This is a genomic window from Paucisalibacillus globulus (assembly GCF_900184735.1).
GTDB lineage: Bacteria > Bacillota > Bacilli > Bacillales > Amphibacillaceae > Ornithinibacillus > Ornithinibacillus globulus_B.
In genome coordinates this window covers 252126-268240 of sequence record NZ_LT855392.1, presented here as the reverse complement: position 1 = coordinate 268240, position 16115 = coordinate 252126, and the positions used below count along the sequence as shown (strand labels likewise).

At 33.8% G+C, this 16115-nt stretch carries 17 protein-coding genes and 1 riboswitch; of the genes, 9 read left to right on the top strand and 8 right to left on the bottom strand.

Going from position 1 to position 16115, the window contains the following annotated elements; translation table 11 throughout:
• Positions 1 to 54 precede the first annotated feature (54 nt).
• The 3 genes from BN999_RS12275 (at position 55) to BN999_RS20650 (ending at position 5283) form a co-directional block, all read left to right on the top strand.
• Positions 55 to 2067: a site-specific DNA-methyltransferase gene (locus tag BN999_RS12275; RefSeq protein ID WP_096271752.1), complete on the top strand. Its 2013-nt coding sequence runs from the start codon at positions 55 to 57 to the stop codon at positions 2065 to 2067.
• A complete protein-coding gene (locus BN999_RS12270) occupies positions 2068 to 4371 on the top strand; it encodes a DEAD/DEAH box helicase family protein (RefSeq protein ID WP_096271751.1) in 2304 nt (767 codons plus the stop codon).
• Positions 4372 to 4500: 129 nt separating this feature from the next.
• A complete protein-coding gene (locus BN999_RS20650; RefSeq protein ID WP_176481967.1) occupies positions 4501 to 5283 on the top strand; it encodes a hypothetical protein in 783 nt (260 codons plus the stop codon).
• A 66-nt stretch (positions 5284 to 5349) separates the two neighbouring features.
• Here the strand turns inward: BN999_RS20650 and BN999_RS12260 are convergent, their stop codons facing one another.
• The 4 genes from BN999_RS12260 to BN999_RS12245 form a co-directional block, all read right to left on the bottom strand.
• The gene (locus tag BN999_RS12260; protein WP_096271749.1) at positions 5350 to 5820 is read right to left on the bottom strand and encodes a hypothetical protein; all 471 of its coding nucleotides are present in this window, start codon (positions 5818 to 5820) and stop codon (positions 5350 to 5352) included.
• Between the two features lie 785 nt (positions 5821 to 6605).
• Positions 6606 to 7040 (bottom strand): tyrosine-type recombinase/integrase, encoded by a 435-nt coding sequence (locus BN999_RS12255; protein ID WP_255247457.1) that lies wholly within the window; start codon positions 7038 to 7040, stop codon positions 6606 to 6608.
• Positions 7041 to 7362: 322 nt separating this feature from the next.
• Positions 7363 to 7683, bottom strand: coding sequence for a YolD-like family protein (locus tag BN999_RS12250; protein ID WP_096271747.1), 321 nt, complete (start codon positions 7681 to 7683; stop codon positions 7363 to 7365).
• Position 7684: 1 nt separating this feature from the next.
• Positions 7685 to 7924: a hypothetical protein gene (locus BN999_RS12245; RefSeq protein WP_255247456.1), complete on the bottom strand. Its 240-nt coding sequence runs from the start codon at positions 7922 to 7924 to the stop codon at positions 7685 to 7687.
• Between the two features lie 261 nt (positions 7925 to 8185).
• Between BN999_RS12245 and BN999_RS12240 the strand changes: the two genes are divergently transcribed.
• Both BN999_RS12240 and BN999_RS12235 read left to right on the top strand, forming a co-directional pair.
• Entirely contained in the window at positions 8186 to 9142 is a 957-nt protein-coding gene (locus BN999_RS12240; protein WP_141249064.1) for an amidase domain-containing protein, read from the top strand.
• Between the two features lie 280 nt (positions 9143 to 9422).
• Positions 9423 to 9746 carry a hypothetical protein gene (locus tag BN999_RS12235; protein WP_096271746.1) on the top strand — a complete coding sequence of 108 codons (324 nt, stop codon included), beginning with the start codon at positions 9423 to 9425 and terminating at the stop codon, positions 9744 to 9746.
• 177 nt (positions 9747 to 9923) lie between these two features.
• Here BN999_RS12235 and BN999_RS12230 read toward each other — a convergent pair whose 3' ends face one another.
• The 4 genes from BN999_RS12230 to BN999_RS12215 all read right to left on the bottom strand — a co-directional run bounded on the left by BN999_RS12230 (position 9924) and on the right by BN999_RS12215 (position 12931).
• Positions 9924 to 10448 (bottom strand): hypothetical protein, encoded by a 525-nt coding sequence (locus tag BN999_RS12230; RefSeq protein ID WP_141249063.1) that lies wholly within the window; start codon positions 10446 to 10448, stop codon positions 9924 to 9926.
• A 203-nt stretch (positions 10449 to 10651) separates the two neighbouring features.
• Complete coding sequence (locus BN999_RS12225; protein WP_096271744.1) at positions 10652 to 11032, bottom strand: hypothetical protein; 381 nt, start codon at positions 11030 to 11032, stop codon at positions 10652 to 10654.
• A 126-nt stretch (positions 11033 to 11158) separates the two neighbouring features.
• A complete protein-coding gene (locus BN999_RS12220; protein ID WP_176481965.1) occupies positions 11159 to 11515 on the bottom strand; it encodes a hypothetical protein in 357 nt (118 codons plus the stop codon).
• Positions 11516 to 11798: 283 nt separating this feature from the next.
• Positions 11799 to 12931 (bottom strand): IS3 family transposase gene (locus BN999_RS12215; protein WP_096271740.1). Its coding sequence is split into 2 segments (ribosomal slippage): positions 11799 to 12682 and positions 12682 to 12931, totalling 1134 coding nucleotides; the frame shifts between segments, so codons are not numbered across the junction.
• A 185-nt stretch (positions 12932 to 13116) separates the two neighbouring features.
• Here BN999_RS12215 and BN999_RS20645 point away from each other — a divergent pair.
• The 4 genes from BN999_RS20645 (at position 13117) to thiD (ending at position 16099) form a co-directional block, all read left to right on the top strand.
• Positions 13117 to 13413, top strand: coding sequence for a hypothetical protein (locus BN999_RS20645; RefSeq protein WP_096271738.1), 297 nt, complete (start codon positions 13117 to 13119; stop codon positions 13411 to 13413).
• A 155-nt stretch (positions 13414 to 13568) separates the two neighbouring features.
• A riboswitch (TPP riboswitch) is annotated at positions 13569 to 13676 on the top strand.
• A gap of 100 nt (positions 13677 to 13776) precedes the next feature.
• Positions 13777 to 14460: a thiaminase II gene (gene tenA, locus BN999_RS12205; protein WP_096271736.1), complete on the top strand. Its 684-nt coding sequence runs from the start codon at positions 13777 to 13779 to the stop codon at positions 14458 to 14460.
• Complete coding sequence (thiM, locus tag BN999_RS12200) at positions 14457 to 15263, top strand: hydroxyethylthiazole kinase (protein ID WP_176481964.1); 807 nt, start codon at positions 14457 to 14459, stop codon at positions 15261 to 15263. Before tenA ends, thiM begins: the two co-directional genes overlap by 4 nt.
• Positions 15260 to 16099: a bifunctional hydroxymethylpyrimidine kinase/phosphomethylpyrimidine kinase gene (gene thiD, locus BN999_RS12195; protein ID WP_096271732.1), complete on the top strand. Its 840-nt coding sequence runs from the start codon at positions 15260 to 15262 to the stop codon at positions 16097 to 16099. The genes thiM and thiD overlap by 4 nt, the downstream gene beginning before the upstream one ends.
• Positions 16100 to 16115: the final 16 nt, after the last annotated feature.

Genomic DNA, 16115 nt, shown 5'->3' with positions numbered 1-16115 from the left:
CATGTAATTTGGGTATTATATCGCAATTAATTACCTGCATAGGGAGGATTTTTGATGGTATATAATAACATCACAACAGATGGTTTAGAATTTTTAGATCGAGAAGATTTACTCAAAATCGTTAAGAATATGGTAAACGGTGGAATAGCAATAAGTTTTAATGGAAAAAGAACTGCAGAAGAAATTTACAAGAAAGTAAGACCACGAGTTACTAGAGTAGATAGGAAGCTATGCGTTGGTAATGAAGAAGAACAGTCTAAAAATCTCATCATAGAAGGTGAAAATCTTCAAGCGATGGTTACTTTGTATAAATATCGTGAACAAGTAGATTTAATAGTCACTGATCCACCTTATAATACTGGGGGACAGCACTTTAGATATAATGATAAATGGGATACCGATCCAAATGACCCCGACTTAGGTACTATTGTAGCAGAAGATGATGGTTCAAAACATACAAAATGGATGAAGGCAATGATGCCGAGACTGCAAATGATGTGGAAAATGTTAAAACCAAATGGAGTTATTGCCATTTGTATTGACGACAATGAACTTTTTCATTTGGGAATGATGATGGATGAGGTCTTTGGTGAGGAAAATAGAATAGGTATCATAAACTGGCAGAAGTCTTATTCACCTAAGAATGATACAACTCATGTTTCTACTGCAACCGAATATGTTTTGGTTTATGCTAAAGATAGAACATTAGCAAAAACAGGTTTACTACCAAGAGACGCAAGCACCAACTCAAAGTATAAAAATCCGGACAATGACCCAGAAGGATTATGGAGGAACAGCGATTCAACTGCTGCTCGAGTTACTGAAAAAGATAGATATGCTATACAATCTCCATTTACCGGAGCATTGCATTATCCAGGTTCCAGATCTTGGACTAATCCGAAGAAGTCTATGAAAAGATGGCTTGAAGATTGGGGATTAAAATACGAAGAAAAAAAGCTTAACGATAATAGACCGAATGCACTAATAATTAAGGGAGCACCAATACCGTATATTTCCAAAGAACAAAGTTTAGATAACAATCCTGTTGTCGAAGATGAATCCGTGTATAACTCTGAATTAATAAAGAAATCTCGAGAGTTAGCTGAAAATATACGTGACAACAATGTCTGGCCAACCTTGTACTTTACAAAAGATGGTGTAGGTAGACCTGCTATTAAGAGACATCTCAAGAGCGTAAAGAGAGGAAAGGTTCCACTTACATTCTGGGCAGACGAAGAATATGAGGTTCCATTTATACTAGGAGCCCAATCTTGGGCACACCAAGAATCAGGACACAGCCAATCGGGGATAAATGAACTAGATGAGATTTTAGGTAAAGGACATAATTTCCAAACAGTAAAGCCCCTTAAATTGATTAAGAAAATTATTCAACTTTGGTGTCCGCCGAAGGGATTAGTTCTTGATCCCTATGCAGGTTCTGGAACCACAGGTCACGCGGTTTTGGAACTTAATAAAGAGGCAGAAACTGAACGGCGATTCATTTTAATTGAACAAGGTAATTCTGAAAAAGGTGATAAGTACGCTAGGAGTATTACCGCAGAAAGATTAAGAAGAGTAATATCTGGAGAAAGACCAAATGAGAATGGATACCTTGAAAAAACTACGGAACCTATAAAAAGTGGTTTCGAATTTCGAGTATTAATGAAGAAAATAGATGCACAAACAGTTTTGACTATGAAGAAAGATGAATTAATAGATGTAGTTATTACTTCCCACTGGGAAAATGAACGAAGAGCTAGTTCAAATTTAATTAGAATTGATGATGAAAATTATAAATACCTTGTAGGAAGAAATGATGTAAATGAAGGATACTTTATTATTTGGAATGGATTAGATCAAGTTGGTGAACTTAATCTAGAAACTTATGAAACAGTTGTTAATGAAGCAAAAAGAGCTGGTTTAAATACCCCTTATCATGTATATGCTCGTTATGAAGTACTTCAGACTAAGAGTGTTAGATTTTATAAGATTCCTGATAAAATATTAACTCATTTGGGATTAAACGAAAATACTGATCCATTTAATGAGAGTGAGGTGAGTAATTAAATGGTAATTTTACCTTTTCAACTTAAAGCATCGAATCAGATTGCCAAAAGATTTAATGATTATATGTCAGATCCACTAACAGTAACAAGAACAAAAATTGTTCCTTTCTATCAAAATTTATCCTCTATCACTGGAAGTGGTAAGACACTTATTTTATCTGATGCAATAGAACAAATAAGAAGTACATTACCTGTACAACCTATTGTGTTATGGCTTTCGAAGGGAAAGGTTGTAGTATGGCAAACTTATTCGAATTTATCATCTGGAAAGTATTCTAGTGTACTTAGTGGATTTAATGTAAAACCTTTGTTGGATTGTAAACCTAAAGACATTACACAATCTGATAAGGGTTTGGTGCTAATAGCAACTGTAGGAAAATTCAATCAAAAGGATAAAGATCAAGGTGATAGAAAGATATTCAAAGTTCAACTTGATAGTGCAGATGATTCATTATGGGAACTATTAAAAAAGAGACGTAACCATAATGGGATTAGGAGACCGTTTATTATTGTCTATGATGAAGGACATAATCTATCAAATCAACAGACGGACTTATTACTAGAGTTAGAGCCAGATGCTTTGATAGCAGCTAGTGCAACAGTTAAAGTCCCAGAATCGTTAAAGAAAATAATTGATCGTTTAAGAGACGATAAGGGTTGGAATGATGAGGATTTTATAACATCAGTAAAAAGTTCCGAGGTTGTAAAGTCAGGCCTAGTAAAACAAAATATCCTACTAGGCGGATACGTAACTCCTATGGAGGAAACAATTGACGATATGATTGAGGAATTTAAAAGGGTATCTGGTGTAGCTAAAAATTGTAGTAAACCATTTTCTCCTAAAGCTATTTATGTTACAAACACCAATATTATTTCAGGTGTTGAAAAGGATCAAATAAAGCAACCTTTTCATGATAGATTAGCTAGACCAATAGTAATTTGGCGTTATCTAGTTGAGGAAAAAGGAATTAATCCCTCCGAAATAGCGGTCTATTGTAACTTGAAGTTTGACAAAAAATTTCCGCCACCAGATAATTTCCATTTGTTCTCAGGCGGAGATTCTGATTATGATGATTTTATTGATGGTGATTATAAGCACATTATATTTAACCAGACACTACAAGAAGGGTGGGACGACCCATCCTGCTACTTTGCATACATTGATAAAGATATGGGTTCAAGAATACAGATTGAACAAATAATAGGGCGAGCATTAAGGCAGCCTGGCGTAACACATTATGCTGAACAGGAGTTAAATACCGCCCAGTTTTATATTAGAACTGATGAAAAAAGTGTTTTTGAGGAAGTATTGTTAGAGGTTAAAGCTAAATTAGCATCAGAATCTCCGGAAATCAATCTACAATACTTTAAGAGTGGTTCAGGAAAGGATAGACCCCTTCAAGCTCCTCAAAAAAAATTATACGTCCCTGAGATTTCAATATATTCCGAAAGTGCAAAAAAACCTATAAAGAATGTAATAGATAATATACAGGATTTTAGGGATGATAAAGTAAATACAATTGGTAAAGGTGGAAGAATACAAGTACTTCAAACCATTGGTTCTGAAAATGATCATGATGTTGAATGGGTTGAATTAGACCATAGCAATCCTGTTTCTGCTCGATGGATTTTTGTTAGGGAAATACAAAAGTATTATGCTAAAGCAGTTAATTTATCAGATATAGAAAATGTGAAATTTGATGCATTAGTAGAATATAATAGTAGAGCTGCTGAACATTTAAGAGAGTCTGCTTATAAAGTGGTAGAGGACTATTTAGATTATTCTATAGTGATACAGAATAATCTAAATAATATTGAAGCTCCTTCATTACCAGTTAATCCAAATGATAAAATTAAATTCAATAATTCATTACATGAAGGTTATAGTGGTCTAAATGAATTTGAGAAAAAGTTTGCTCTTGGTTTAGATAATAAAAATTATGATTGGATGAGAAATCCTTCAAGAGGATTCTTCGAGGTGCCATTACTTTCATTAGGTTCAACAAAAAACTTTAACCCAGACTTTATTGTTTGGCAAAAAGATAGCATTGTAGCTATAGATACTAAAGGTGATCATTTAATTGTAGAGGACTCTTCCAAAAAGCTATTTCATCTGAAACAGGTTGGAAAAGGGCAAGAATTAAAAATCAGATTGATTACTCAAGGTAAGTGGGATGATAACATCTCAAAAATTACCAAAAATGGATATACTGTATGGGTTCTAAAGAATGGGAAGATTAAGCCAATATGGTGTAAAGATATTGAAGAAACAATAGATGTCTGTTTGGATGGAACCTACGATTGAAGTAATTAGTTCATTTGGCAAGAAATCCTGAGTTGAATATATAACTTGGGATTTTTTGACGGAATTTATATCAATTCAAATAAATTAAAGGGATAGATAATAGTGAAAAAATGCGCTTTTTGCGAGGATGTGAATAATAAATTAACTGCTGAACACATTTTTCCATTTGGATTAATATCGAAATTTCCTGAATATAAATATGCCTTTCTTGGTGAAAAAAAAGCAGTTAAACTATCTCCTAAAAAACAGGTCATAAAAGATGTATGTCAAAATTGTAATAATGGTGCTCTGTCTAAGTTGGATTCTTATGGTAATAAATTTATTATGGATTACTTCTCAAGGAATCTATCCCCGGAACAGATTGTTACAATTAGATATGATTACCAAATATTATTGAAGTGGGTAATGAAAATACTTTTTAATAGTTTAAGGAAAAATGATAGCTCAAGTTGGTTGAAAAAAAATAGTAAATATATGATTGGTAAAGTAGAAAAAACTACAAGTGAAGTCAGTTTGTTTTTAGGTACTTACGTAGATTTAGCACCTTTTCAAAATATGTTTCCTTCTTTACCTTTTCAGGGAATTTCTGAACCAAAAATTCTTTTGTCATCACGGGCCTTTCATAAGGAAATACTAGAATATAGAAATGAAAACATTGAAATTATCTATGTTTTAAGGTTATGTAATGCTATATTTTTGCTTGTTTGCTGGAAAGAAAACAGATGGAATTCAAAAGAAGAAGAAGCGCTAAATGGCTTGATTCCACATACTTTATTAACACCAAATAATAATACTGGAAAAATAGCAAGATCAACCGATAGCTTTAATTGTGAACATCTGTACCTAGTATCTTCAAAAAAAGCTCAATTTGAACATGATATTTATATGAAAATGATAGTCCGAAAGAAATAACTTAAAATAATTTTCATTCTTAATAAAAACTTTGGACTTAAAAAAGGTTTTAGAAACTAGTTATTTTTATAAGATAGATTTTACTTTTTCTAAATTACAACTTGCTATTTCAATATTCTCTTTTAACAGTTTGATATCTTTAGAAAAATTATCCTCTAAGTATTTTAAAGACTTTATAGATTCAATAAAAAAGCCATCCAAAATAAGTTGATAGTATGGGTAATGTTTGACGTCTCTTGGATAGGTGTCTCTCATTGTGATTATGAGTTTCTTTTCCAAATCATAAATAATAGCCCTATTTTCTTCTTTGTTATATCCTAATATAGGGCCAGAGGTAGTTTGAAAAGGCAAGGAATAATGCATAAAATTGACTTTATTCATTTTATACCATTTCATGATTGGGTTGTATTTATCAATTGTATTTAGTAAGATACGTATCTGTTGGTCAAGAAGCTTATTGTATTTATTTTTCAAAATCACATAATTATTATAGTTCCCATCAAGTTTATCTAAAATTTCACTATTATAATTAGTCATATATTCACCTTCTCAACTATTCTAAGCAACTAAATCAACAATTGTTTTTTTAGTAAACTGTTAACCCATTCTTGTAGTTAGTAAAATGATAAGGGGATTATACATATATTATATGGGATAACGGGATAGCTCGTCATCTTGTTTTATAAAAATAATTAGTATTTATTTAGTGATTAACCTACCCATATTTATTTTTAAAAAGTAAAGTCTGATTAATTGATTAAAGTAGGCATATATTTTTAATGATGGAACCACATTTATGTAGAGAAACAAAAAGTATTCTAGAACATTTTTAATTAAATTAGGAACTTGTAAATATTACTGAAAAGAACATTATGTAATATTAATTAATAATACCTTATAGTTCATGTAAATATGCATTTAGAAAAAGAAGTTTTTTAAAGGGTTATACTTTAGGAGCAAAAAAAGGTAATACAGAACCGAAGTAGTTCTTATATAAGAATGTCAACTATAATATTAACTTATATTATATCATTTGCTCTAATGCTTATACCAGTGAAAATGAGTTTAAATTATATAGTACTTTCAATCACGAGGTAAAAAGGTTCTCGCAAAAAAATGCTCATGTTTTGCTCATGTTTATACTCGAAAACAGTACTTTTAATTAAATGATTAATTCAGATAACGTTGATCTAATAACAGTTTTTCGAACCTGTTTTGGAATGTTTATCAGGTTAATATATGGGCGGTATGATGTAATAGTATCCTTAAAACGTTGATAAAACAACATTTATAAGGTAGGAAATTGCATCAAACCACCGATATTAGTCAATGAGTTTTTTAGAGAGGTTTTCCATTAGGTTACTAAACTTATTGGAAGCCTCTTTTTTAATGTTTGTCATGTGAGCATAAATGTCCATTGTTGTATTAATATCAGAATGCCCCAGGCGTTCTTGTATTTCTTTAATATGGACATTCGCTTCAATAAGCAATGAAGTGTGAGTATGTCTAAATGAATGGGGAGTAACGTGTTTTTTAATAGTTGTTTTCTTTAAAAGTCGCTGCATTCTTATCGCAATGTGTTTAATGGTTTTAGGATACCCTTCATTAGTTGCAAAGATAAACCCCTTATCAATATAAAAAGGTTTATTTTCTTTGATAATTTTACCTTGCTCTTGTTTGTGTAGGTTTAGCAGGTTAATTACGATTGAATCAACATCAATAGTGCGTACAGATCCTTCTGTTTTAGGAGTAAGCAATTTATATTCTAGTTTGTTATTTGAAGGGTTATAGTAAGATTTTATATACCCTTAGTGAATTGGTATTAAAATCAATATCATGCCATTTTAGAGCTATCATTTCACCAATACGTAAACCGGTATAAGCTCCCTATTTATCATTATTAAAATACAATACCACATAAGAAGACGGGTTACCTGTTAGAAATTATATAAATCATAAAGAAACAGAGACTTCTGAATCAAGAATATGAAGTGAAAAGTCTATTTAGGTTTTATTTCGTAACTTAAGAACTGTGGAGAATAAAAGTAGCCCTTAAAAATAAACCTTAAAATATGAAGGTTAATCTATTTGCAGATCTATAATGCTTTGTAATTTAATTTTAGTACCATCACGGAGAAGCACATAGTTTTGCAGCGAGTCTACATCCTTTAGTTTACCTCTAACAGTTTTATAATCATGAACACTATAGTATTTGATAATGACAAATAGGTCATTAAGAATTGCAACATGCAGTTTCATGTTTATTTCTTCTTTTTGTTGCTCATCGAGTTCAGGCTTCGCTTTATATTCCTGTTGCTTCCACATTTGATGAAGTAATTGGTGATGTTCCGGCATCATCATTGCAGTCCACTTGATACTTCCGCGATCATTCACGCTCATACTATGCCCCTACCTTCTTTCTGATTGGTCCTGCTGAAAGGATGTTCTCTAACATAAAGGTTCTTATTTGTTTTCTCCAATAACAAAAAGCCACAATAGAACTATCATCCATGCTGATTATACGAACATATCGTTGAGTTACCTGGTTCTTATTATCGATATAAAAGATGACGATTTTTTTCTTATTTTCGATTGTTCTAAGGAATAGACCTTTTATGGTACCGACCACATTATAGAACATTCGTTCTAATTATAACATTAAAATTAACTTTTTCAAGTTCTTCTAAAGCTATTAATGACATTCTATTATTTTTAGATGAAACGTACATTGATCACGGATTTTCTAATAATATGACATCTTTTGTCGTATTATTAAAAATATATTGATTTGTGTTAAAAATATTGTATATTTATATTGGAATGAGGTGGAAAAATTTTGAAAAAATATACTATTTTTATTGGTTTCCTGAGCTTTCTTCTTTTCTTTGGCTTATTAGGCAATGTGGCAAATGCTAATGAAAAAGAGCGCGATGAATATACTTTTGGTGAAATAGAGCAATTGTTAGTTAATTATCTGGATAAAAATGGCAATAATTTAGAAATCGGAACTCCTGACTTTACTGAATTTGTAATTAATCAAATGCATTATGATTCTGATCAGAAACTAGCAAAATTACCAGAATATCATTTGTTTGTTGCTTATTTTGCTGAGTATCTTCATCAGTTATCTCTATTTGAAACTGAAATAATGGCAGAATATAATCCTTCAACAATTAGTTCAGATTCATCTATAGCTGATAAAACAGTCTTAGATTATTCAGGTGAGAAATTTAGCATGTCATATTTAAAAGACGTTACTCTTGGTGAAATTAAAGAGGAGATTTTACAAGAAGAAAGAGAGATAGCAAAGTTACAGGAAAGTAAACAACCCAATAGTGAAATAATGGCGACTATTAATGTTGCTGCTGCAAGAGCATATGCAACAAAGTATTATAAAAACTATAATACTGCTTACCCGAGATATAGTAATGATTGTACAAACTTTGTATCTCAGATTCTTCATGCTGGCGGAAGAAAACAAGTTACTGTAGCTACGACATCTACTTTAGTTCGTGATACTAAATATTGGTTTATTAGAAAGAGAGCTGGCGATGGTGTATGGACTAGAAGTTCTTCATGGAGTTTGGTTGAGGATTTATACTCACACCTAGTTCGAAGTCATACGGTTTACACAAGTAGTAACAAGTCAAACATTGTTAGTCAAGCCAGACCTGGTGATGTTATTCAATTTAAAAAATCTGGTGCAGACAGATACACCCATGCAATGTGGGTAAATAACAAAGTTGCTAAATCTAGTTCTAAAATTGACTTATTATTGGCTGGGCACACCAATGACTACTTAACAAGAAGCTTAGATGATATAACTGGTTATAGTACGTATCGTATTATTAAAATGTAAAATATTTATATCAATTTAATTTTATATTGTAAGAAACCTTTTTGCGACCTTTCTATAGTAATTAGCAATGGGAAGGTCGTAATGCTCATTAGCTTATCAAGATGTTATAATTACTAGATAAATATATTTAACATTGATATTATTATCACCTCTCTTCCTCTAAATGATTTTAACTTATATAATCTTTTTATTCTCCTTGCTATAATATACCTATAATATCTTTTGAAAAATTTATTTATAGAAAGAAGTGTGGAAATTGAAGAAAAAAGTTAGGTGGACCTTGACTTTATTAGCAACTTTTATAGGGGTTGTTATTATTTACTATTTTGGTACTCTATCTTTATATGAGCCAACAGATGAATTACATAGTTTTCCAGTTCCCAGAAATGCAAAACTTATTGAAAATAATGAACTAGGGGCAAGGTATCATTGGTCTAGAGCATCCGAAGAAAATGGTATACCATTTTCTTATGAAATAGTCTTAAAAAGTAATGGGTGGGTAAAAGGTGACAGAGAAGGGGCTTCGGTTATTTACACGAAAGGAAAACACAAAATAGATTTGATTTCTACTACTGATCAATTAGATATTATTAAAATTAAATAAGATATAATTAGTTCTAACTAATAACTTTTCTAGAAGAGAAATTAGATAACCCCCTCTGTTAGGATAGATGTCGTAGGGATAAATGATGGAGAAAGGTAAAAAACGTATTAAATTATTTCTATTAATTATAATGGTAGCAATGGTTGTAGCCTCTTTTGTATTAATTTTCTCAGGACATTATACTTTCGGTATCTTATTAGGTGGAGGTTTTATGTTTTTAGCTAACTCTATAGGCCAGTTACTTGTTTTAACTCTTAAGACTTTATAACCCTTATGAGGTTCTTGTCTATTCCCTTGCACATATTTTTGTTGTTGATTATATTTTGTGCTATAAAATCGATCATAGAATAAGAACTGAGCTTCTACATGGGTATATCTTGGGTTATTAATTAAAAACTTTGTTATTTCTTTGAAGGCTAATTCTCCACCGTAAATGTAGCTTTGAATCGCAGAAGCATTCTGCTTATCCGCAATATCCACCATTGCTTTAGCAACAGTTGTGGTATTACCAGCGGTCGCACCAAATAACTTTTCTACCCCCGATATAGCCACGTCTGCAAGTGTATCCAAAATTTTACTTGTTCCACCGCCATAAACTAACTCAGCATGAAACGCGTCATGAACCTCCATTGCATCAAAAGCATCTTTTAAAGATAAATTCCTAGTTTCGTAAGCGTCAAATAGTACCCACATTTCCAGCATAGCTTATTCATGAGATAATCTCCCTAGAAAATAATTCGGGAGGTTTTGCGATGACTAAAGCTGACAAAAGAATAGAATGGAAAGCCAGATTTGAAGTTAGATCAGCTTTTGCCTTGGTCACAGACTATTCCAAAGGAATGTCGTGTTCCAAATAAATCTAAATAAATCATAACATTAGTCCACATCTTAGAAATAGGTGTGGACTATTTGACGCTTACCTCTTCAGCAATCGTATATCTATGAGTTGAGCCATAAAATCGAACATATAGGTCAAACTCGTCATTACTCTCTTTATATCTTCCACCATTATAGATACGGAGTTCATTATTAAGTAAGGTAGAAATTATATCTTTATCCTCAATTCTGACTTCTTCTTCGCCGGAAAAAGGAACTTCAATGCTTATGGAAGCAATTCTTTCCGTATCTATTTTAGTTATAACAAGTTGTTCATCTTGGCTAATTTGCTTTTCTACCATTTCTTTAAATGTAGTAGGTAAAGAGAATGAAAAATTAAAGTACCCCATTACAATGACAGCAACCATCAAAAATCCTGCTATTATGTAGATAATTTTGTTTTTGTTCAAACGATCACTCCTGATCTTTGTAATAGTAAATAGTTATTATTTTTATTCGATATTTAATCATTATTTTATTTAATCGTAAATACTTCTTATATTTTTGTTGAGTAGAAGTTCTTAATAAAAAAGTACTTATTTTAATAAGTTTAATAGTATTGAATTCTTCCAAATTAATTCATTATATTCTTTCCTAAAATTTAATTCCCTCAAAGCATGATCTAGATGGTAAAATAATTCATGGTCTGAGAGTTCATTTAATCGATATTTAAGAAGAATATCTTCTAATTTACTTATATAGTTAATATCTTTTTTGCTAAACATATATTTACCTTTATCTTTTACTATAAATCTATAAACTTTGAAAAAAACTGCATCTATTGGTTGACCAAATTTTGCTTGTAGATACACATAATTAATTAAATCTCTGATTGCTAAGTTTGAGTCATTTTTTGCGGAGGTTGAAAGTGTCATTAATGCATAAATAAGCAATTGGTAAAGGACAAAATAGAACGCTGCATATGTTATATACGAAGGTGTTAATATTTCTTCTGGTATGTCAACACTAAACTAAACATTATTTTTAAGGAATATAAACGTTTTATAGTGCTAAGTAAACTGCCCTTTATTAAAAATACAAAACAAAGTTTGTCACTTGACTTTGAGCCTCTGCAGGCGTGATTGGATTGCCAGAACGCCAGCTTATTAAAACCGCGCTGGCTTGCCAAAAAAGGCTATCACGCCTGCTTCTCCAAGTAAAGTGGGCGCATGATAGTTAGATAGCAAGCTTCTCTAACTGATGCTGGAGCTTGTATTCTCTTGGCGTTAAGTAATCTAGTGATTGGTGAATTCGAATGTTATTAAACCAGTTGACATAATCAAAGAGTTCTAGATCAAGCTCTTTCTGACTAGAAAAAATAGCCCCTTTAACGAACTCTGTTTTAATTGTTTTAAAGGTTGCTTCAGCGACTGCGTTGTCATATGGTGTACCCTTGTTGCTTAAGGATCGGTCAATACCAAATGTAGTCAATGCTTCATCGATTAATTGGTTTTTGAATTCACCGCCGCGGTCAGTATGGAATAATTCAAGATGATTTAAACTGTATGGTACTGTCGCAAAAGCACGTTGAACGAGCTTTGCATCTTTCTTCGGACCTGCGCTATGACCAATAATCTCACGGTTGTGTAAATCAACGAGCACGCAAATATAATGCCATTTTTGTTGCACACGAACATAGGTCAAGTCACTAACAACAACTTTCAATGGCTGTTCCTGGGTAAATTCACGGTCTAATACATTGCCAACGTCCGATTCATTCACAGTTGAATTATGGGGTTTATATTGGGCAATCGTATATTTAGAAACTAGCCCTTCCGCCTTCATGATTCTACCTATACGACGGCGCGAGACTTGCCAGCCTTTCTTTTTGAGTTCTCTTTTGATTTTGCGTTGGCCGTAGACTTTTCTGTTTTCATTGAATATCTGGATGATTAGTTCTGTGAGTTTATCTTCTTCTTTTGAATCACGTTCTTTTGCTTCATAATAGTACGTGCTTCGTGGAATTTGCAGGACTTCGCACATTGCTGATACCGAGTATTTGTGGCGGTTATTGCGAATCACCTCTACTTTCGTCCCATGATCAGCGCGGCTTGCTTTAAAATATCATTCTCCATCGCAAGTCTTTGATTCTCTTTCCGTAGCTTGATTAACTCTTCCTGTTCAGGTGTTCGATTGTCCTTTTCTTCAAATGAACCAGAACCATTGTACTGACTAACCCATCGATCAAAAGAAGATGATGTCAGCTCATATTCCTTGATTATCTCAGCTCTTGGTTTACCAGAAGCATGTAGCTGGACGATCTGTTCTTTGAACTCTTTTGTGAATGTTCTTGTTATTCTTTTGGTCATTACTGATTCTCCTCCGACTAATTGTTGAGTTCAGTTTATATGACCTTAAAATATTTGTCTAACTAAGTGTAACCGATTCAAATTTCTTCTTTGGTACCTACCATGCCGGAAAAGGTAGATTAACTAATTATTTATCATATGAAAATAAGTTAAATGACTATTCAATTGGTATCGAGCTACTAGCAATGGCACTATTTATTTTAATAGGTTGTAATACAGTAGAATCTGAGGAGTCAGGAGATAAGCAAGTACAGTCAATGCAGTTATCTATTGAGGACTCCATAATTAATAGGTATTTACCTGAACAGGTTTCTGAAAAAAGAGATACACCAATTACCCATGTTCTACTTCATTTTAGTAGCAATGCCCAAAACAAGCCTGATAACCCGTATCAAATTGAAGATACATTTGAAGTTCATTGTGATGGCCAACCTCAACTTCTTCATTACTTCCCCTCCAATATCACTATCGGAGGAATTTGAAAGATGTTTAGGTATGGTCAGAATGTTGTAAGCTCTAATTTTGGTTAGGTTCAGTACAGATCTACCGTAGAGAATCTAGAATGAATTTGTTCCATGACTTTTGTCACTTGCGAATCTATTTATCTATGTTATAGTAAATTTGAAAACTGAAAAGAGTTAACCACTGGGGGAGTCTTTGAGCAAGACTGAGACGTGTATAGATACGCGGACCCTTAGAACCTGATCTGGCTCATACCAGCGTAGGGAAGTGGATCGCACGTCTTCCATGGTTATCTTACGCCGATATGCGAGCCGCTTCTTCAACGTATTTGTTGAGTGAAGCGGCTTTTTTGGTTTTCCAAAAATGAATAAGGAGTGGTTAGGATGACATTTTGTGAAAAGGTAAGAAAGAAATGCGATGATATTTGGGAGGCAAGTTTTCAACATCCATTCATTACAGCACTTGCAGATGGGACATTGCCTGAGGAGGTATTCAAATATTACGTTCTGCAAGACTCCTACTACTTGCAACACTTTGCAAAGGTCCACGCAATGGCTGCTGTACAGGCAAAGGATTTATCAACAGTACAACGATTTGCACAGCATGCAGATGAAACTTGCGGTGCGGAAATTTCATTGCATGAGGGCTTCTTTGAACTATTAGGCATTACAGATGAAGATATCGAAAACTTTGAACCAGCCCCGATAGCTTACGCTTATACATCGCATTTATATCGAGTTGGATTAGAAGGTGACTTGTCTGCAACTTTATCTGCGTTACTACCATGTTACTGGCTATATTATGAAATCGGCGAGAGGCTGAAGGATGCAAAACCAAATCACCCAATCTATGACAAGTGGATTGCGACTTACAGCTCAGAATGGTTCGAACAAGCAACCCGTGAACAAATCGATCGCTTAAATAAGCTGACAGATAATCTCTCAAAAGACCGGCATAAAGAATTAGAATCCCACTTCATTAAAAGTACACATTATGAATTACAATTTTGGGAAATGGCTTGGACAAAACAAAAATGGTCTCTGTTAATAGATGAGGTGAATGCATGATGACACAATCCCTATTGTTGAGAGAATTACGTGCACAAAATCCGTTAGTCCACTGCATCACTAATATTGTCGTTGCAAACTTTCAAGCCAACGGCCTATTAGCATTGGGTGCTTCTCCAATTATGGCTAATTCAGTCGAAGAGGTAACAGATGTAGCGACAATCTCCTCTAGTCTATTGCTTAACATCGGTACATTGGATAGTTCGGCGGTTGAATCGATGATAGTGGCTGGTAAAAGTGCAAATGAAAAAGGCCACCCAATTGTATTAGACCCGGTTGGTGTAGGGGCGACTGCCTATCGGAAAAGGGCAGTTGAAGAACTCCTTTCGAAATTAGATGTTACACTTATCCGCGGAAATGCTGGTGAAATTGCTACACTTGCTGGTGTTAAGTGGAAAACAAAGGGTGTTGATGCAGGTGAAGGAACAGCAAATATTACGGTAGCAGCAAAAAAGGTGGCGCGTCTCTATCGTTGCCTTGTTGCTGTTACTGGTGAGACTGATATCGTGACGGACGGTAATAAAATCATCCGGTTAACTGGTGGGCATCCACTTATGACAAGGATAACCGGAATGGGTTGTTTGTTAAGCGCCGTAACTGCTGCTTTCCTTTCTATCAGTACGCATTCTATAGATACTGTCGCTTATAGTCTTGCCTTTTACAAAAAAGCGGGTGAATTGGCAGTGGAGAATGCTTCAGGTCCGGGAGATTTTACTATTCATTTCTTAAATGCCCTACACTACTTGGATGATGAGACAATTAATGCTAATGATTATTTAGGCGAAGAGGTGGTTGAAGAATGATTTCAGTTGCTCTAACTATAGCTGGCTCAGATAGTGGAGGTGGAGCAGGTATACAGGCTGATTTAAAAACCTTCCAGGAACTTGGTACATTTGGAACTTCAGTATTAACGGCGGTTACTGCACAAAATACAATGGGTGTTCGTGCGGTTCAACCTATTAATATAGATATGGTCATAAATCAACTTGAAGCGGTGATGGATGATTTTTCTGTTGGAGCAATCAAAACAGGAATGTTGTTTTCTGCAGAAATTATTGAGGCTGTTGCCAACACTTTGGCCCGCTATTCGAAATATCCTTTAGTTATAGACCCTGTCATGATTGCGAAAGGTGGTGCTTCACTACTTCAACAAAGTGCAATCGTTGCCTTAAAGGAATGTCTCATCCCAATGGCTTCTCTACTGACACCAAATATACCTGAAGCAGAAGTATTGACCGGTATGTCTATTTCTTCTTTAACAGATATGGAGATCGCCGCTAATCGATTTTTAGAGATGGGAACAGACGCTGTACTAATGAAAGGTGGGCATCGACAGGATACGCTTTTTGCGGAGGATTTATATATATCAGCAAGTGGCGAATACCTTCTCATGAAGAGCAAGCGAATTGATACCAAAGATACCCATGGAACAGGCTGCACGTTTGCAGCAGCCATAACTGCAGAGCTTGCGAAAGGTGCGCTGATGTCAGAAGCTGTGGTTACGGCAAAACAATATATTCATGCAGCTATTGAAGATGGGCTACATCTCGGTAAAGGAAATGGACCAACAAACCATGCTGCATTTCGAAATCGAAGCAATGCAAAACGAAAGGATGTTGAATTAATTGGGAAAAGTTGATGTGCTGCTTTACTTT

Coding starts and splice junctions, on each gene's coding strand:
- tenA (WP_096271736.1), top strand. CDS start 13,777: ATGACATTTTGTGAAAAGGTAAGAAAGAAATGCGATGATATTTGGGAG.
- BN999_RS20645 (WP_096271738.1), top strand. CDS start 13,117: ATGGCACTATTTATTTTAATAGGTTGTAATACAGTAGAATCTGAGGAG.
- thiM (WP_176481964.1), top strand. CDS start 14,457: ATGATGACACAATCCCTATTGTTGAGAGAATTACGTGCACAAAATCCG.
- BN999_RS12230 (WP_141249063.1), bottom strand. CDS start 10,448: ATGCTGGAAATGTGGGTACTATTTGACGCTTACGAAACTAGGAATTTA.
- BN999_RS12270 (WP_096271751.1), top strand. CDS start 2,068: ATGGTAATTTTACCTTTTCAACTTAAAGCATCGAATCAGATTGCCAAA.
- BN999_RS12250 (WP_096271747.1), bottom strand. CDS start 7,683: ATGAGCGTGAATGATCGCGGAAGTATCAAGTGGACTGCAATGATGATG.
- BN999_RS12245 (WP_255247456.1), bottom strand. CDS start 7,924: ATGTTCTATAATGTGGTCGGTACCATAAAAGGTCTATTCCTTAGAACA.
- thiD (WP_096271732.1), top strand. CDS start 15,260: ATGATTTCAGTTGCTCTAACTATAGCTGGCTCAGATAGTGGAGGTGGA.
- BN999_RS12275 (WP_096271752.1), top strand. CDS start 55: ATGGTATATAATAACATCACAACAGATGGTTTAGAATTTTTAGATCGA.
- BN999_RS12260 (WP_096271749.1), bottom strand. CDS start 5,820: ATGACTAATTATAATAGTGAAATTTTAGATAAACTTGATGGGAACTAT.